Origin of the sequence: Massilia aquatica (assembly GCF_011682045.1) — a bacterium.
GTDB lineage: Bacteria > Pseudomonadota > Gammaproteobacteria > Burkholderiales > Burkholderiaceae_D > Telluria_A > Telluria_A aquatica.
Map to the genome: position 1 here is coordinate 75,171 of NZ_VVIW01000002.1, position 16,808 is coordinate 91,978.

Here is a 16,808-nt window from a genome sequence, read left to right on the forward strand (position 1 = left end):
GATTAACATCATGATGTAGACGCAATGCGACAATATTTTCAATGCGGCCGTTTCGGCTTCGATCTGGTGGCCAAACCCCTGGTCATGGGCATCCTCAACGTCACGCCCGACTCGTTTTCGGACGGCGGGCGCTTCGGTTCGCTCGAATTCGCACTCTCGCGTGCCGAGGACATGGTGATCGAGGGCGTCGACCTGATCGACATCGGCGGCGAATCGAGCCGTCCGGGGGCGCCGGCCCTGGCGCTGGACGAGGAACTGCGGCGCGTGATGCCGGTGCTGTACGCGCTGCGCGATCTCGGTAAACCCTTGTCGATCGACACTTACAAGCCCGAGGTCATGCGCGAAGCGATCCTGGCCGGGGTCGACATGATCAACGACATCAACGCCTTCCGGGCGCCCGGCGCTTTGGCGGCGGTGGCGGGCAGCGACTGCGCGCTGTGCGTGATGCACATGCAGAGCTCGCCGCAGACCATGCAGCAGGCCCCAAGCTACGATGACGTGGTGCGCGAGGTGACGGATTTTTTGCGCGAGCGCATCGAGGCCATGCTGGCCATCGGCATCGAGCGCCAGCGCATCTGCATCGATCCCGGATTTGGTTTTGGCAAGACGGTGGAGCACAACTACGCCTTGCTGCGCAACATCGGCAAGCTACAGCAGGAACTCGGGCTGCCGGTGCTGGCGGGCGTGTCGCGCAAGTCGATGATCGGGGCCGTGACCGGCAAGCCGGTCGAGCAGCGCCTGGCCGGCAGCCTGGCCGGCGCCCTGGCTGCGGTGGCGCAGGGCGCGCGCATCGTACGCGTGCATGATGTTGTTGAAACGGTCGATGCACTCACCGTGTGGCAAGCTGGCACGACACATTCATTTATTCATTCATTCATTCACTGAGCAAAAGAGAAAACATGGCACGTAAATATTTCGGTACGGACGGTGTGCGTGGGCTGGTGGGCGTGGCGCCGATCACCCCTGATTTCGTGATGCGCCTCGGCTACGCCGCTGGTAACGTCCTGGCCAAGACCAACGCCGCCTCGGGCCGTCCGACGGTGTTGATTGGCAAGGACACCCGCATCTCGGGTTACATGCTCGAATCCGCGCTGGAAGCGGGCTTCAACGCCGCCGGCGTGGACGTGATGCTGGCCGGCCCGATGCCGACCCCGGCCGTGGCCTATCTGACGCGCGCGCTGCGCCTGTCCGCCGGTGTCGTGATTTCCGCGTCGCACAACCCGTTCCAGGATAACGGCATCAAGTTCTTCTCCGAGCACGGCACCAAGCTGCCGGACGCGGTCGAACAAGAAATCGAAGCCATGATCGACCAGCCGATGCAATGCGTTCCCGCCGAAAAGCTGGGCCGCGCCAAGCGCCTGGAAGATGCCAAGGGCCGCTACATCGAATTTTGCAAGAGCACCTTCCCGAACGAACTCGACCTGCGCGGTCTGCGCATCGTGCTCGACTGCGCGCACGGCGCCGCGTACCACATCGCGCCGCACGTGTTCCACGAGCTGGGCGCGGAAGTCATTGCCATCGGCAACAAGCCGAACGGCTTTAACATCAACGACGGCTTTGGCGCGACCGCACCGAAAGCCATGGCGCAGGCCGTGCTCGAACACCGCGCCGACCTGGGCATTGCGCTCGACGGCGACGCCGACCGCCTGGTCATGTGCGACAGCGCCGGCCGCATCTACAACGGCGACGAACTGCTGTACGTCATGGTGCGCGACCGCATGACGACCGGCCCGGTGGCCGGCGCCGTCGGCACCCTGATGACCAATATGGCGCTGGAAGTGGCGTTCAAGGAACTTGGCGTCGGCTTCGCGCGCGCCAAGGTGGGCGACCGCTACGTGCTGGAAGTGATGAAAGAGAACGGCTGGCTGTTCGGCGGCGAAGGCTCAGGCCACTTGCTGGCGCTCGACAAGCACACCACCGGCGACGGTATCGTGTCGGCGCTGCAGGTGCTGTCTGCGCTCAAGCGTAGCGGCAAGGGCCTGGACAAGTGCTGCAAGGAACTGGTCTTGTATCCGCAGACCTTGATCAACGTCAAAGTGCCGTCCGGCTTCGACTGGACCAAGTCTGCCGAGATGGTGGCCGAGAAGGACGCCGTGGAAGCCGAGCTGGGCGATACGGGCCGCGTGCTGATCCGCGCATCGGGCACCGAGCCGCTGATCCGCGTGATGGTGGAAGCGAAGAATGCGCAGGTCGCCGAATCGACCGCGCGCCGGATCGCCAGCAAGGTGCCGGCATAAACAGACCGTAGCGGCGGGGGAGGGCGCGCCGCTTGCATGGGCGTGCCGGTAGGCGGTTTCGTGGTGCTTCGGCATAGTTTTCCTGTTTTCAACATTTCACAGAAAACTTCACGATGTGCCGTTGACGTTTGCGATTCCCCCGACGTATAATAACGTCTTCGGAGTGTGGCGCAGTCCGGTAGCGCACCTGGTTTGGGACCAGGGGGTCCAAGGTTCGAATCCTTGTACTCCGACCAAGTTAAAGAACGGGCTGTCATTCATTTGACAGCCCGTTTTCATTTCCGCGACGGTTCTCTTTGCGGAAAATTGCCCTCAGCTCGGGTAAAATAGTGACATCATCAACACCGCCTGTCGTTCAACGGATAGGACCTCGCTCTTCTAAAGCGATCATGGGGGTTCGATTCCCTCCAGGCGGACCATCTTCTTTCTCTTTGAAGAAACCAGTGAAGTAATTCCTCACATCGCCTCCGTAAAATATCAGAGCGACATGGTTCATCGGTGCTGTGGGAAAAACCCATCCTGTTTTATACAGCTCCGCCTGTTGCTCGGTCAGCGCGTAATCGCCAAACGATTCCCAATGCTGCTCCACGCTGGTTCGTATTTTTTCAACATCGTCGAAGTCGCATTCCAGCCATCCCCGGATTAATGAAAAATGCCCCACTATAGAATCTCCGATCATGTAAAGCAGGCGAAAAATCCGTGGCTTGGAGGCCGCTATTCTCATTGCGTGATTTGATCACGAATAATAGTCTTCGTAAAACCCCATTTGCCCGTCAATCGTAAAACCGTCGAAATCCCCGGCACTTTCACATTCGGCAATGCGAAGCAGGGCTTGTTGAGCGGAATCAGAATCGGTTTTTTGCAAATATTCTTTGGTCGCGTTCAGCCCCGCGCCGCATAGGAGTTGAATATCGATGCCGCAGTACGCATCCATGCTGGCGGTTTTGGCATGCCAGATCCTCAGGATATCTTCCAGCATGCCATGACTGAATAGCTGGACGCAGCACAATTTGGCCAGCTCAGTATCGCCTTTGCCTTGCACGCGCCGTTCCTGTTCAGTCTCCTCGGCCAATCTATTCCTGATTTGATCGAGCTGCTCCCGAGCGGGCGGGCGCAGCCCATACAACTTGATACTATCTTCCAATGTCATTGATGCGCTCCTGATGTCCCTGGACGAGGTAAAAAATTCCGGCCATGTCCTGCTAATGCGAGGTGTTTGATCGGTCATGTATAGTTTAATATCATGCCAGAACTTGCAGCCGTTGTTTCCTGGACAGCGGCGGTTCTCATCACACAACGACGAGCACGGCGCCGCGTCCCACGCTGAAGGCGATCAACATGACAACATTATCGGAAACAGACATCGACAGCTCGATTCTCGATGTCATTCCCGGAAACAAACCAGACGAGTACTTTGTTCTGGGTAACTGGAGCGACAGGGCCGGTGACGACGAAACAATCTGTTGCATCGTCGCGGTCACATCCCGGCCCGAGGGACTGGCGTGGCAGGTTCTTTACAGTATCGAAACGTGGGGCATGCAGATGTCGCGCCTGAGTCCGGAGTCGTATTTGATCGGATCGGTGGACGGCGAAGTCATTCGCGTCACCGGCAGCACGCGTGACGCAATGGATGCGGGCGTTGGGAGCATCCACTGTATCGACGGCGTGAGCGACACCGATTGCTGGCTGGCCTACAACGGCGGCGTGTCCCACTGGGATGGCCGGAACATCTCCAGGACGTTTTCGTCCGGATGGCTGCATACGCTGCATGTCCTGCGTGCCGACTTCGGTGTTGCGGTCGGCGCCAAGGGGATCGTCTTGCTGTTCGATGGCGCCGGGTGGGCCGAGGTGGAGTCGGTTCCGGTCAATACCGAATTGACCCAGGTCTTCTGCACGTCGGATCGGGAAATTTATATTGGCGGCTGGCGTGGCGTGTTGTATCGATGGGACGGGCGCGATACATGGGAGCGGATCGAACTCATCACCGATCATGGCGAGCACGCCGATTGCTGTATTGGCAACGTGGTTTGCTACAATGGCGGGTTGTACGTCTGTGCCAGTCAACTCGGTTTGTTTCGCATCGAGGGCAGCACAGCCATCAAAGTACAGGACTTTTCCAGCAGCCGCGCAGCGGTGATCGGCGACAAACTGGTCATCACCTCGTGGAGCACGCTGTGGGAATGCGACGGCCACGCCTGGCGCAGCACGGTCATTCCCTTACCCTGAAATACTTTGTTTTTCGACCAGACCTGCTTCCTTCATGCCGATCAAATTTGCTGTTTCCTTGTTGCCCCTTTGCCTGTTGCTATGCTCCGCGGCACCGCTGCCGGCGTGCGCCGCCGTCGAGCACGCGCCGGTCACGGCCGCATTCCTGAAAGCCGAACGGATTGCCGTGCCGGGCAAGCTGGTCAAGGCGGCGCGCATCCTGGACGCCGGCGGCGAGCATATCCTGGTAGTGAGCATGCGCACTGGTGCATCGACTGCGGACAACGCCACGCCCGGCGACGACGAGGAGCGCTACGAATTGTTCGCCTCGCTGTACGCGCGTAAGGCCAACCGCTGGGCGCGTGAATGGCTGATCGAGGAGGTGAACGATTGTCCGATCATCGATTCATCAGCCAACTTTTTCCCGAAATACATCACCATCACCGATCTCGACCAAAATGGCATCGCCGAAGTCACCGTTCCCTACAAGTATTTTTGCAACGGAGGGGTCGATTCCAGCACCTTGAAGGTGATCATGCGCCAGGGCGCGCAAAAATTCGCCGCGCGCGGACAGACGCTGGTCGGCACAGGAGACAGGCGTTTCGGGGGCGAACTGGTGTTCGATCCATCGCTGTCCAGGAAGGAAAATGCCGTCTTCAAGGCGCATCTGCAATTCATCCGCGACAAGGTCTACATCGAACGCTGAGGTCTTGACCGGAACGGTGCTCGTCGGCGCAAGTTGACGGGTTCCTACCGTGCCCGATTGTCCTGCTTGGGTTACGATGTGGGCGTACGCTCAACCGAAGAGTGAACCTTTTTTTTATGAAGATGTCCAACAACCATAGCTCATGCTTTTTACCCGTTATCAGCGATGAGGGAGTCAGAATGGACATGAAAATCGTGTTAGCGCCGCAGTTTGAAGAAATGGTTCGCGAAAAGTTGGCTTCGGGATTGTACGCATCGCCGAGCGACGTCGTTCACGATGCGCTTCGGCTCATGCTTGAGCACGACCAAAAACAACTGGCAACGCTTGCTCGACTTCGCAAGGATATACAGGACGGATTGAGCAGCGGACCTGCAGTTGAATGGGATGCAGACGATATTATTCGGGCCGGACACCTAAGGCGCGGGGCCAAGGTTGAAAGTGGTGCCTGAATGTCGACTGTCACTGTCCTCCCGCGCGCCCGTATTGACATTGACGAAATATGGGATTTCATCGCGCAGGACAGCTTGATGCAGGCGGACGCTTTTATTGGCAGGCTGAATGCAAAAATGTGTCTTCTGGCTCAGCAGCCCGATCTTGGCCGCGTGCGGGATGAACTCTGCCTTGGCGTAAGGAGTTTTCCTTTCGAGCGCTATGTTCTTTTCTATCTGCCGACTAAACGTGGAATAGAACTTGTCCGCGTGCTGCACGGCGCGCGCGACATGGATGCGCTGTTCCATCCCAAGTGATCCTGGTGAAAAACGCCGCCAGGAGGCGTCAAGGATCGACGGAATGATGCCGGTGAGAGGAGTGTTGTCAGCTCACGCTGTGGCTATGGCGTAACACGGCCTAATCTTTGTCGGGAACACGTTACTCCGCATCAGTTCCTTTACTCCACCCGATCAATGTGGCTATAAACAGCATGCTGTCCGTTGCGCACAAACCCGGCCAGGGTCAAGCCAGCCTGCTGCGCCACACGCACGGCCAGCGCGCTGGGCGCCGACACGGCGGCGACCAGGCCGATGCCAGCCCGCGCCGCCTTCTGCACCATCTCGTAACTGGCGCGGCTGGTGAGTACGCAAAACCCTTGTGCTGGCGGCAACCCGCTGCACGCCATCGCGCCGATCAGTTTGTCCAGGGCGTTGTGGCGGCCGATGTCTTCGCGTACCAGCAGCAGTTTGCCGTCCGCGTCCGCCCAGCCGGCTGCATGCGCGGCCCCGGTCAGCTGATGCAATCGCTGGTGATCCGGCAGCGATGCCATGGCCCGATGCAAAGCCGCCGCGCGTACGCGCGTGCGATCGGCAACGACCGGACTGGGCGTGGAAAACTGCGCCAGGCTTTCCACCCCGCACAGGCCACAGCCGGTACGCCCGGTGCGCATCTGCCGAGTCTGCTTGAGGCGATGCAGGGCGCTGCCGGCGATGCGCAGCGCCACTTCCACACCCTGCGCGCGGGCCGCAATGTCAATCTCGAACACGTCGCGCCGGTCACGCACAATATCTTCACTGAGGCTGAAGCCCAGCGCAAAATCCTCCAGATCCTGCGGCGTGGCCAGCATGACCGCGTGCGTAATGCCGTTGTAGGCCAGCGCAACCGGCGTTTCTTCCAGCACCCACTGGTCGGCGGTGGTGGCATTGCGGGTGTCATAGACCGGCAAGGCCAGTGCAGTGTCCGGCAACGTCTCTTGCGCGCAATCGGCCAGCCCCAGTTCCAGCCTGGTGCAGGCGTTCATGCCGCCGCCGTCGCTGCGGCAACATCGCGCTCCAGGCACACGTCGATCGCCTTGGCGGCGGGCACCATGCTTTCCTTCGCGTGGTGCCAGAGCGGGATCAACGGATTGCATTCCGGGAAGTACCCCGCGATGCAACCTGCCGGCACCGAGTACTCCGTAATGCGCAATCCGCTGACAGAACGCAACACGCCATCGTCGGACGGCGTGCGCGCGGTCACCAGGTCGCCCTCGCCGAAGCCGAGCCGGTCCATGTCGCTGCGGCACATGAACAGCACCATGCGGGTGCCATACACGCCGCGAAAACGGTCGTCGTTGCTGTAAATCGTGGTATTGAACTGGCCGTCCGAGCGCACCGTAAACAGCCGCAAGGTGTTCTCGCCCGACAAGGTCAGGTCCGGATTCGCATCCAGCCCTTCAGGCGCAATGAAATTCGCCTTGCCGTTCGGCGTTTTCCAGATGCGCTCGGAGGCGGGCACCGGTTTGCGAAAGCCCCCGGGCGTCCACAGGCGCGCGTTGAATTGCCCAAAAATGTCAGGGTAGGTCGCTTCAATCGCGTCGCGGATGAGCGCATAGTCGGCCACCCAGGCGTCCCAGTCGAGCTTGGGCGAGGCTGGCAACAGCGCCTTGGCAATGCCCGCGATGATGGCCGGTTCCGACAACAGGCTGCTCGATGCCGGCTCGGCCCGCCCATGGGAACCGTGCATGCAGCCGGTGCTGTCTTCCACCGAGACGGCTTGCTCGACGCCGCCCTGGCGGTCGATTTCGATCCGCCCCAGGCAGGGCAGCAAGTACGCAACTTTGCCATGGATCAGGTGGCTGCGATTGAGCTTGGTCGCGATCTGCACGCTGAGCGGCACCCGCCGCCAGGCCGGTTCCATCAGGCCGGTTTCCGGCACTGCGCGCAGGAAATTGCCGCCAAGTCCGATAAAGGCGCTGACCGTTCCGGCCAGCATCCCTTGGCAAGCCTCGACCGTATTCATGCCTTTCTGGCGCGGCGGTGCAAAGTCGTATTGCGCGGCAAGTTTGTCGAGCGGCGCCAGTTCCGGTTTTTCGGTGATGCCGACGGTGCGCTGGCCTTGCACGTTGGAATGGCCCCGCACCGGACAAATGCCCGCGCCCGGCTTGCCGATATTGCCGCGCAGGAGGAGCAGATTGCTGACCATGTGCACGTTCTGCACGCCATTGCGGTGCTGGGTCAAGCCCATGCCATACACGCCGATCACCGCCTTGGCCCCGGCATACACGGCCGCCGCAGTCTCAAGATCGCCCCGCGTCAATCCGGACTCGCGTTCGATGTCGGGCCACCCGCATGCGCGCACGGCCTCGGCAAAGGTGTCGAAGCCGGCGCTGTGCTGCGCCAGGAAATCGTGGTCGAGCACGCTTGTCAGGCCGCTGGCGCGCGCTGCGTCGTCGGCCGCCAGCAAGGCCTTGCACAAGCCCATGATCGCCGCCGTGTCGCCGCCCGCCTTGAGCTGGTAATACTGGGTGCTGATGCAGGTTTCGGCGCCGGTCAGCATTTCGAGCGGCGACTGCGGGTTCGTGAAACTGACCAGCCCGCGCTCGCGCAGGGGATTGAAAGTGATGATCGGCACGCCGCGTTTGCGGGCTTCCTGCAACTGGTGCAGCATGCGCGGGCTGTTGACGCCGACATTCTGGCCGAAGAAAAAGATGCAGTCGGTCTTGTCGAAATCGTCCAGTACCACGGTGCCGCACGGCACGCCAATGGTCTTCGGCAAGGCTACCGAGGTGCTTTCGTGGCACATATTGGAACTGTCGGGCAGGTTGTTGCAGCCGTACAGGCGTGCCAGCAACTGATACATATACGACGCTTCCAGCGAGGCGCGGCCCGAGCTGTAAAAGACCACGCTTTTGGCATCCATGCCGCGCAACCGGCCGCCTATGTCGGCAAACGCTTCGCTCCAGCCGACCGGCAGGTACTTGTCGGTGGCGGCGTCCCAGCGCAGCGGTTCGGTCAGGCGCCCGGTTTCCTCGAGCGCATGGTCGCTCCAGCTTTCCAGTTCGCTAAGGGTGTGCGTGGCGAAAAAGTCCGGGGTCGCCGTTTTGCCGGTCAGTTCCCACGCGGTCGCCTTGGCGCCGCTTTCGCAAAATTCGAAAGGATGCGGATTGGCCGGCTTGGCCCAGGCACAGCTGACGCAGGCGAAGCCATCCGTTTTGTTCTGGTGCAACAGGACCTTGCCGACTGCGCCAATCGCTTCTTCCTGCCTGAGGATCTGCGCCACTTCCTTGAGCGATCCCCAGCCGCCCGCAGGCGCGTTGTCGTGCTTGATTTCTACTTTGTCGCTCATGGCCGCCCCTTACAATGGAGCGTCGAGTGTGACCGGGGCGCGCTCCCCGGTCTGTTCAATCGCGCACGCTGGACTGAAGACCGCGCCCGCCGGCGTTGCTACAGTGCTGTGAGCGGCGCCAGCATGGCCAGGTCGCGCGGCTCCGCAATCGGCATGTCGTTGCGTTGCGCGCGAAACTGTTTCGACATCGCATACGCGGCCTTGCGTACCCGCATGATCGATCCGATGGGGCGATGGGCCGCCAGCGCGTGCCACGGGTTGAACTGCATCCCGTCATCGACCGCTTTCGCCAGCCCTTCGCTCCAGGCCGGCTGGGGCAGGGCGCGCAGGTGCGCCACCGTGACCCAGGGGCTTTGTTCCTCCGGCCATTCAACCGACGAATCTTCGATCGGCATCGTCTCCAGGTTGGTGCACAGTTGCACCCGCAAGATCCATTCGCCGCCATGCGTGGCGAAATGCTGCATCACCGCGTCGCGCAGGCCGTCCGGCGTGCCGGACAAGTCGAGCTCCTTGCCGGTCAGGGCGGTCAGTTCGGGCGACACTGGCGCCAGTGAGATCTTGGCCATGTAGTCGCCGTACAGGATCGGCGCCTGGCTGAAATACGTGTCGCCGAGCGGATGGGTTTCCGGGTGGCCGCCCATCGACTTGATGGTCCCGCTCTCGCCGCCCACCGCCTCGATGAGTTTTTCGGTGCCGCGCAGCACGGCGGAGAAGGCAAGCTTCAGGTTCGGCACCTTGTCGGTCGTGGCCGCCAGGGGCTTGAGGCTGCCGGCGAATTTCTTGGCGCTCGGGGCCAGGAAAACCGGGCCATTGACCAGCACGAAGTCCTGCGTCGCGTCGCCTTCGCTGCCCGCGACCCGCGCGCCAGGCACGCCGACGACTTTCATGCCGATGCCGCGTGGCGTCGATACCTTGTCATCCAGCACGTCGCCGGGGGTGGTCGACAGCCGCATGGCCACTTGCCAGGTGCCGGGCGCGGCAAACAGTCCCTGGGCATAGACGGCTGGCAACCCTTCGGCCACGCTCAGTGTACCCAGCAGCAAACCGTGGGATTTGGCATGCACGCTGCGCGTCGCGTGTCCGCTGTGCTCGTAGGTGGTGGAAGAAATGTGCTTGAGGCTGTCCAGCATGCCTTTCGTGGTGTCGGCCTCGCCTTCTTCCTCGATTTCAAAGGCTGGGTCGTAGCGCAGTGGCGTGATGGCCAGGCCGGGAGTCGTTTGCATGTCAGTTCCATGTGGGTTTGCAGAAGTGCATGTTGCACGGTCTTCGCAGATGCGTCTGTGCAATGGCATACCGATAGTGCAAATGCGATTGTTCCGCTGGGCCGATATAATCGATCAACGCGCCTTTGCGCTTCTGTCACGCGGCGATGAAAAACACACTGGCAAAACGAACGATCAACTTCCCGATTGATGCGACTGTCATGCTCATCGGCGGCAAATGGAAATGCGCCATCCTGTGCCATCTGATGGAAGGCACGACGCGCTCGGGCGAGCTACGCCGCATGATGTTCGGCATCACGCAGAAAGTGCTGACCGAGCAACTCAGGGACCTGGAAGCCGATGGCCTGATCGCGAAACGCTCCACCCCCGGCAAGGTCCCCATGGTGGAATATGCGGTCACGCCCCTTGGCGCCACGCTTGCGCCGATTATTGACGCGATGTGCAATTGGGGCCAGGATTACCTGGCAACGCGTGGCGTCAATCCACCGATGCCGCCACCGCAGCCATAGTCCCCGCGTGGGCTCGATCCGCCTTCCGCCACGTCCCGCTCAGACGCTGCGCAGATACGCCAGATAACCCTGCGCGCTGTGTTCAAGCGCCGGCCGGATATCGGGAATGTCCGGATTGGTCGGGTCGTATTCCGCTCCGTAAAATACGAATGGCGGCACACTTGTCGCATGAACATATGAAAACGTCGCCGTCAGCGGTGCGATCAATTCTTCCACCGTATGGCGATAACGCCCCTCGCGCTGGTAATCTTTTTGCCGTATGCCGGCCGAAATCGCAAATCCGATGCGCTTGCCCTCCAGCTTGCGATGTTCCGGTTGGCGCCCGTAGGCAAATCCGGGCAGCAGCACCTCATCGAGCCATTGTTTCAACAGGGGAGGTGTGCTGAACCAGTAGAAGGGAAACTGGAAGATCACGGCCTCGTGTTCCAGCAATAGCGCCTGTTCCAGCGCCACGTCGAGCGCTTTGCCCGCGCCATAGCGCTGATACAGCTGGTGCACGGTGAATTCGCTGTCCCGTTGCTGCGCTTCTTGCAGCCAGCGCTTGTTGACGGTGGACGCAGCAAGGTCCGGATGGGTCGCGATAATGAGCTTTTTCATGGATGCCGATGCAGGAGTGTCGAAGTGGGCCCATCGTATCGGCGATGCCGGATGCTGTGAAGTAGGTACAAAAATGTGCCTGCCCGGGCCCATGCCGCCACAAGCGACGGCACTGGCGCGCAGGCCTGAATGTTATAGTACGGTCCGGTGCCTGCCGCCGCCAGCGACGCGGTTCAACTCCTACGATGTACCATCAGCCCGCCATGAGAAAAACCAGCACGCCGCCGTTCCCGTCCACCACGCTGCCCGCTGGCGTGCCTGATGCCGAGGCCGTCGATGCGAGCGGCATGCCGCGTGCCATCGTCGGCATCGGCGCCTCGGCCGGCGGCCTGGAAGCGCTCGAATTGTTTCTCTCCGGCGTGCCGGCCGGCAGCGGCCTGGCGTTCGTGGTCGTGCAGCACCTCGATCCGGTGCACAAAAGCATCATGGTCGAGCTGCTCCAGCGCAGTACCGCCATGCCCGTGGTGGAGGTCACGGACCGCCTGCGGGTCGAACCGGATCACCTCTACATCATCGCGCCCGACCGCGACCTGTCGATCCTGCACGGCGTGCTGCACCTGCTCGAACCGGCCGCGCCGCGCGGGCTGCGCTTGCCGATCGACTTCTTCCTGCGCTCGCTTGCTGCCGACCAACAAGCCAACGGGATCGCTGTCATTCTTTCCGGCATGGGTGCGGATGGCTCGCTGGGCTTGCGGGCGATCAAGGAAAACGCGGGCGCGGTGTTCGTCCAGGATCCGGACTCGGCCAAGTTCGACGGCATGCCGCGCAGCGCCATCGACGGCGGCCTGGCCGACGTGGTGGCGCCCGCGGAAGAACTGGCCGCCCGCATCCTCGACTACCGCCGCCAGGCGCCCTTGCAGGTGGCCCCGCCCGAACTGAGCTTTTCCGATGCCGACGGCAGCGCGCTCGAAAAAATCGTGGTGCTGCTGCGCGCCCAGAGCGGCCATGATTTCTCGTTCTACAAGAAAAGCACCATTTACCGCCGCATCGAACGCCGCATGAGCATGCATCAGCTGGGCAGCATCGCCGACTATGTGCGCTATGTGCGCGAGAACGCGCACGAAGCCCAGCTGCTGTTCAAGGAATTGCTGATCGGCGTGACCAGTTTCTTCCGCGATGCGGCGGTGTGGGAGCAGATCGAAAACGAGGCCATTCCCGCGCTGCTGGCCGCTCATCCGCAAGGCGCCACCCTGCGCGCCTGGACCCCGGCCTGTTCCACCGGCGAAGAAGCGTATTCGCTGGCCATGGCGTTTCGCGATACGCTCGAGCGTATCAAGCCGGAAGGGCGCTTCACCCTGCAAATCTTCGCCCCCGACCTCGACAGCGATGCGATCGACCGCGCGCGCGCCGGCGAGTTCCCCGACAGCATCGCCGCCGACGTCAGCCAGGCGCGCCTGCGCCGCTACTTCGTCGAGCGCGACGGCGGCTACCGCGTCTGCAAGGAAATCCGTGAAATGGTCACCTTCGCACCGCAAAACCTGGTGATGGACCCGCCGTTCACCAAGCTCGACCTGCTGACCTGCCGCAACCTGCTGATCTACCTGGAAGCGGACCTGCAGAAAAAGCTGCTGCCCCTGTTTCACTACAGCCTGCGCCCGGGCGGCATCCTGGTGCTGGGCAGCGCCGAAACGGTGGGCGCGGCCAGCGACCTGTTTACGGCCTGGCCGGGGAAGACCCGCATTTACCAGCGCCGCGAAAGCAGCCCGCGCACCGAGCCGGTCGATTTCCCGGCCTCGATTTACGGCCGCGCCCGCAAAGGGCTGGTCGATCCGCCGCCGCCCGCCACCCTGGCCCAGCCGGGCGGCTCCAGCGTGCAAACGCTGATCGACTCGCTTCTGCAACAACGGTTTTCGCCGGCTGCGGTGCTAACCACCGACAAGGGCGACCTGATCTACATCAGCGGCAAGACCGGCAAATACCTGGAGCCGGCCGCCGGCAAGGCCAACTTGAACATTTTCGCCATGGCGCGTGAAGGGCTGGCCGGCGCCTTGAACGAAGTCTTTGCCCGCGTCGTGCGCGAGCAGGGCAGCCAGGTGCTCAGGGGTTTACGCGTGGGGAGCAACGACGGCGCGCTGCTGGTCAATGTGGAAGTGCACAGCCTGCAAGAGCCGGCGCCGCTGCGCGGCATGGTCTTGATCGTGTTCTCCGACCAGCCGGCCGCGCGCGTCAAAACACCGCGCAAGGGTCAGTTGGCCGGCGCCGAGGCCGAGCGCATGGATGCAATGACGCAAGAAATCGCCCAGTCGCGCGAGGAGCTGCAACGCGCCCGCGAAGAAATGCAGACCTCGCAGGAAGAGCTGAAGTCGACCAATGAAGAGCTGCAAAGTACCAACGAGGAATTGCAAAGCACCAACGAGGAATTGACCACCTCCAAGGAAGAGATGCAGTCGATGAATGAAGAGTTGCAGACGGTTAATCATGAACTGTCGGCCAAGGTCGACGAATTGTCGCAGGCCAGCGACGACATGAAAAACCTGCTCAACAGCACCGACATCGCCACCTTGTTTCTCGATGAAGACATGCGCATCCGGCGCTTTACCAATCGCATCACCGGCATCATCAAGCTCATTCCCAGCGATGCCGGCCGTCCGGTCACCGACCTGGTCAGCACGCTCGACTATCCCTCGCTGGCCGAGGATGCCCGCGAAGTGCTGCGTTCGCTGGTATTCCGCGAAGTCCAGGTCAGCGCGCTCGACGGGCGCTGGTTCACCGTGCGCATCATGCCTTACCGTACGCAAGACAACCGCATCGATGGCGTAGTCATCACCTTCATCGACATCAGTGCCTCGAAAACGCTGGAACGCGCCTTGCGGCTGAGCGACGAGCGCTTTCGCATCGCCATCGAACATGCGCCGCTGACCGTGTTCAGCCAGGACCGCGAGCTGCGCTACACCTGGGTCCATAACCTGCAGCCGCAACTGCGCGCCGGCGACGCCATCGGCAAGACCGACGCCGACCTGTTGCCGCCGGAAGACGCCGCGCGCCTGACCGCGCTCAAACGCCAGGCGCTCGAGCAAGGCGTCAGCGTGCACACCGAAACGACCGCGCACTTGCACGGCACGACCCGCTACTACGACTTTTTTGCCGAGCCGGCGCGCGACCAGGCGGGGGCAATTATCGGCGTCTCCGGCATGGCCTGGGAAATCACCGAGCAAAAACGCTCCGAATCGCGTTTCCGGCAACTGCTGGAACATTCGCTGAATGCGGTTGCCTGCCACCAGCTGATCCTGGACGACGGCGTGGCGCGCGATTTCCTGGTACTCGAAGTCAATCCAAAGTTCAGGGAACTGACCGGGCTGCAAGATGCGGCCGGCAAGCGCCAGTCGGAACTGGACAGCGCGATCCATCCCTTCAGTGCGGACCTGTTCGCCGCCTGCGCGCGGGTGGCGACCACCGGCAAGCCGGAGCGCCTGGACGTCGCCTGCAATGATGGTGCGCAATGGATCAGCTGCGAACTGTATTCGCCCGAGCCGGGCTATTTCATCTCCGTCAAGGAAGATGTTACCGAGCGCAGGCAACTGGCCGACACCTTGCGCCAGACGCTGGCGGTATTGAAGCAAGGCAGCGCTTCCGGCGCGGCCTTGCAGCAGATCGTGCAAGAGGCGCAGGCCTTGCTGGAGCGCCGCATTCATCAGGAAAGCTGACATGAACCAACAACACAGATTGCCAGGGGCGGCGCCAGCCGACGCCGAACTGCGCCTGCGCGCCCAGGAACGCCTGCATGAACAGGGGCGGGCACTGGCGGCCAGCACGCGCCACATCGACAACCCGCAGCGCTTGCTGCACGAATTGCAGGTGCATCAGGTCGAACTGGAATTGCAGAACGAGCAACTGGAAGCGGCGCGCGCCTGGATCGAGGCGGCCCTGGCCAGCTATACCGAATTGTTCGATTTCGCGCCGGTGCCTTACTTCACGCTCAACCGCAGCGGGACGATTACCGAGCTCAACCTGGCCGGCGCGCGCCTGCTCGGTACCGAGCGCGCCCGCGTGATCGACAAGCGCTTCGCCGTGTTTGTGGCGGAGCCCGACCGGTCGCGCCTCGCGGCCTGCCTCAAGTCGCTGTTTTCGACCCAGTCCGATGCGCATTGCGAGGTGGTGCTGGTGGCCCGCGATGGCACCCGGCGTACGGTGGAAGTGCGCACCACGCTGTCGAACAATGGCGAGACCTGCCGCGCCGTGGTGATCGACGTGAGCGAACGCTGCGCCGCGGAGCACCAGGCACGGCGGCTGGCGCAGGTGTTCACCCTGGCGCCGCAGGCAATGTTCATCAGCGACCAGAGCGGCGTTATCTCAGACGTGAACGAGGCCTTGAGCGCGGTCAGCGGCTATGCACCGGCCGAGTTGGTCGGCCAGCATCAGCGCCTGCTGCGCTGCGACAGCCGCTCGCCCGGGCTGGACGACGACATGTCGCGCGCGCTCGCCCTGCATGGCAGCTGGCGCGGCGAGGTATGGCAGCGCCACCGCGACGGTTCGGTGCTGCAGGTGACGCAGCAGATCGACAGCGTGCTCGACGGCAGCGGCGCGACCAGCTGGGTGGCGCGCTTTTCGCGCCCCGATTAAAGGCGGGCAAAGCAGATGAAATTCAAACGACGTGCGGCAAACGCCGCCATGTGCGCGATGCTGGCGCTGGGCGGCGCCGCCGACGCGGCAGACGATATGCCGAAAACCATCCCGGTCGATGCCGCTTTGCTGGCATCCGAACAGATCGGCGTCAAAGGCGCGCTGGTCATGGCGCGGCGCATCGTCGACCGGGCCGGCGAGCACTTGCTGGTGGTCTCGCGGCTGGCCGGCCCCTCAAGCGCTCCCAGGGCGACGCCCGGCGCCACCGAGCGCATCGATCTGTTTGCTGCGCTCTACACGCGCAAGGACAATGCCTGGCCGCAGGCATGGATCATCCAGGACAAGGTGGACTGCCCGGGCCTCGATTCGGGCGCCGAGTTCTTTTCCAAGTACATCACCGTGACCGACCTGGACAAGAACGGCATCGCCGAAGTTACCGTACCCTACAACATGTCGTGCGGCGGCGGTATTGATGCCAACACCTTGAAAGTGATCCTGCGCCAGGGTGCGCAAAAGCTGGCGCTGCGCGGCACCACCTTGCGCAACAGCAGGATGGAGGCGCACTACGGCGGCGACATGGCCTTCGACCCCGCGCTTCTGCTGAAAGAAAACGCCGCCTTCAAAGCCCATCTGAAGTTCATCCGCGACAAGGTTTACGTGGAAGACTAAAGTTGTTGGCGCAATTAAATTGCCCGCTCACCCAGCAAGCATTACAATTGAGAATAATTCTCATTCT

General features: G+C 62.1%; 15 protein-coding genes and 2 tRNA genes. 12 read left to right on the top strand and 5 right to left on the bottom strand.

From position 1 onward, the window contains the following. Nucleotides 1-24 precede the first annotated feature (24 nt). The 4 genes from folP (at nt 25) to F1609_RS03390 (ending at nt 2,656) form a co-directional block, all read left to right on the top strand. Complete coding sequence (gene folP, locus F1609_RS03375) at nt 25-885, top strand: dihydropteroate synthase (protein ID WP_167074722.1); 861 nt, start codon at nt 25-27, stop codon at nt 883-885. 14 nt (nt 886-899) lie between these two features. Continuing rightward, complete coding sequence (gene glmM / locus F1609_RS03380; RefSeq protein ID WP_167074724.1) at nt 900-2,237, top strand: phosphoglucosamine mutase; 1,338 nt, start codon at nt 900-902, stop codon at nt 2,235-2,237. Nucleotides 2,238-2,396: 159 nt separating this feature from the next. Next, nucleotides 2,397-2,473: transfer RNA gene (locus tag F1609_RS03385), tRNA-Pro, on the top strand. A 108-nt stretch (nt 2,474-2,581) separates the two neighbouring features. After that, a tRNA-Arg gene (locus tag F1609_RS03390) sits at nt 2,582-2,656 on the top strand. Nucleotides 2,657-2,973: 317 nt separating this feature from the next. Here the strand turns inward: F1609_RS03390 and F1609_RS03395 are convergent. After that, nucleotides 2,974-3,387, bottom strand: a complete 414-nt coding sequence (locus F1609_RS03395) for a hypothetical protein (RefSeq protein ID WP_167074726.1) — start codon at nt 3,385-3,387, stop codon at nt 2,974-2,976. Nucleotides 3,388-3,575: 188 nt separating this feature from the next. On the opposite strand from F1609_RS03395, the gene F1609_RS03400 reads away from it, so the two are divergent. The 4 genes from F1609_RS03400 to F1609_RS03415 all read left to right on the top strand — a co-directional run bounded on the left by F1609_RS03400 (nt 3,576) and on the right by F1609_RS03415 (nt 5,894). Further along, nucleotides 3,576-4,463, top strand: coding sequence for a hypothetical protein (locus F1609_RS03400; protein WP_167074728.1), 888 nt, complete (start codon nt 3,576-3,578; stop codon nt 4,461-4,463). 34 nt (nt 4,464-4,497) lie between these two features. Continuing rightward, complete coding sequence (locus tag F1609_RS03405; RefSeq protein ID WP_167074730.1) at nt 4,498-5,148, top strand: M949_RS01915 family surface polysaccharide biosynthesis protein; 651 nt, start codon at nt 4,498-4,500, stop codon at nt 5,146-5,148. A 179-nt stretch (nt 5,149-5,327) separates the two neighbouring features. Continuing rightward, entirely contained in the window at nt 5,328-5,597 is a 270-nt protein-coding gene (locus F1609_RS03410) for a type II toxin-antitoxin system ParD family antitoxin (protein WP_167074732.1), read from the top strand. Continuing rightward, a complete protein-coding gene (locus tag F1609_RS03415; protein WP_167074734.1) occupies nt 5,598-5,894 on the top strand; it encodes a type II toxin-antitoxin system RelE/ParE family toxin in 297 nt (98 codons plus the stop codon). A 140-nt stretch (nt 5,895-6,034) separates the two neighbouring features. Here F1609_RS03415 and fdhD read toward each other — a convergent pair whose 3' ends face one another. The 3 genes from fdhD to F1609_RS03430 form a co-directional block, all read right to left on the bottom strand. Continuing rightward, on the bottom strand, nt 6,035-6,877 hold the full coding sequence (fdhD, locus tag F1609_RS03420; protein ID WP_167074736.1) for a formate dehydrogenase accessory sulfurtransferase FdhD: 843 nt from the start codon (nt 6,875-6,877) through the stop codon (nt 6,035-6,037). Next, on the bottom strand, nt 6,874-9,183 hold the full coding sequence (locus tag F1609_RS03425) for an FdhF/YdeP family oxidoreductase (RefSeq protein WP_167074738.1): 2,310 nt from the start codon (nt 9,181-9,183) through the stop codon (nt 6,874-6,876). Before F1609_RS03425 ends, fdhD begins: the two co-directional genes overlap by 4 nt. A 98-nt stretch (nt 9,184-9,281) precedes the next feature. Further along, nucleotides 9,282-10,406, bottom strand: coding sequence for a catalase family protein (locus F1609_RS03430; RefSeq protein WP_167074741.1), 1,125 nt, complete (start codon nt 10,404-10,406; stop codon nt 9,282-9,284). A gap of 146 nt (nt 10,407-10,552) precedes the next feature. Here F1609_RS03430 and F1609_RS03435 point away from each other — a divergent pair, with 146 nt between their 5' ends. Then, entirely contained in the window at nt 10,553-10,915 is a 363-nt protein-coding gene (locus F1609_RS03435) for a winged helix-turn-helix transcriptional regulator (RefSeq protein ID WP_167074743.1), read from the top strand. Nucleotides 10,916-10,954: 39 nt separating this feature from the next. Here F1609_RS03435 and F1609_RS03440 read toward each other — a convergent pair whose 3' ends face one another. Further along, a complete protein-coding gene (locus tag F1609_RS03440; RefSeq protein ID WP_229421625.1) occupies nt 10,955-11,605 on the bottom strand; it encodes an NAD(P)H-dependent oxidoreductase in 651 nt (216 codons plus the stop codon). 110 nt (nt 11,606-11,715) lie between these two features. Between F1609_RS03440 and F1609_RS03445 the strand changes: the two genes are divergently transcribed. Genes F1609_RS03445 through F1609_RS03455 form a run of 3 tightly spaced genes read left to right on the top strand, consistent with a single transcriptional unit; the run spans nt 11,716 to nt 16,741 of the window. After that, nucleotides 11,716-15,156 carry a chemotaxis protein CheB gene (locus F1609_RS03445; protein WP_229421627.1) on the top strand — a complete coding sequence of 1,147 codons (3,441 nt, stop codon included), beginning with the start codon at nt 11,716-11,718 and terminating at the stop codon, nt 15,154-15,156. Nucleotide 15,157: 1 nt separating this feature from the next. Then, entirely contained in the window at nt 15,158-16,072 is a 915-nt protein-coding gene (locus F1609_RS03450; RefSeq protein ID WP_167074747.1) for a PAS domain-containing protein, read from the top strand. A 15-nt stretch (nt 16,073-16,087) separates the two neighbouring features. Then, nucleotides 16,088-16,741, top strand: coding sequence for a M949_RS01915 family surface polysaccharide biosynthesis protein (locus tag F1609_RS03455; protein ID WP_167074749.1), 654 nt, complete (start codon nt 16,088-16,090; stop codon nt 16,739-16,741). Nucleotides 16,742-16,808 lie beyond the last annotated feature (67 nt).

Coding starts and splice junctions, on each gene's coding strand:
- folP (WP_167074722.1), top strand. CDS start 25: ATGCGACAATATTTTCAATGCGGCCGTTTCGGCTTCGATCTGGTGGCC.
- glmM (WP_167074724.1), top strand. CDS start 900: ATGGCACGTAAATATTTCGGTACGGACGGTGTGCGTGGGCTGGTGGGC.
- F1609_RS03395 (WP_167074726.1), bottom strand. CDS start 3,387: ATGACATTGGAAGATAGTATCAAGTTGTATGGGCTGCGCCCGCCCGCT.
- F1609_RS03400 (WP_167074728.1), top strand. CDS start 3,576: ATGACAACATTATCGGAAACAGACATCGACAGCTCGATTCTCGATGTC.
- F1609_RS03405 (WP_167074730.1), top strand. CDS start 4,498: ATGCCGATCAAATTTGCTGTTTCCTTGTTGCCCCTTTGCCTGTTGCTA.
- F1609_RS03410 (WP_167074732.1), top strand. CDS start 5,328: ATGGACATGAAAATCGTGTTAGCGCCGCAGTTTGAAGAAATGGTTCGC.
- F1609_RS03415 (WP_167074734.1), top strand. CDS start 5,598: ATGTCGACTGTCACTGTCCTCCCGCGCGCCCGTATTGACATTGACGAA.
- fdhD (WP_167074736.1), bottom strand. CDS start 6,877: ATGAACGCCTGCACCAGGCTGGAACTGGGGCTGGCCGATTGCGCGCAA.
- F1609_RS03425 (WP_167074738.1), bottom strand. CDS start 9,183: ATGAGCGACAAAGTAGAAATCAAGCACGACAACGCGCCTGCGGGCGGC.
- F1609_RS03430 (WP_167074741.1), bottom strand. CDS start 10,406: ATGCAAACGACTCCCGGCCTGGCCATCACGCCACTGCGCTACGACCCA.
- F1609_RS03435 (WP_167074743.1), top strand. CDS start 10,553: ATGAAAAACACACTGGCAAAACGAACGATCAACTTCCCGATTGATGCG.
- F1609_RS03440 (WP_229421625.1), bottom strand. CDS start 11,605: ATGGGCCCGGGCAGGCACATTTTTGTACCTACTTCACAGCATCCGGCA.
- F1609_RS03445 (WP_229421627.1), top strand. CDS start 11,716: ATGAGAAAAACCAGCACGCCGCCGTTCCCGTCCACCACGCTGCCCGCT.
- F1609_RS03450 (WP_167074747.1), top strand. CDS start 15,158: ATGAACCAACAACACAGATTGCCAGGGGCGGCGCCAGCCGACGCCGAA.
- F1609_RS03455 (WP_167074749.1), top strand. CDS start 16,088: ATGAAATTCAAACGACGTGCGGCAAACGCCGCCATGTGCGCGATGCTG.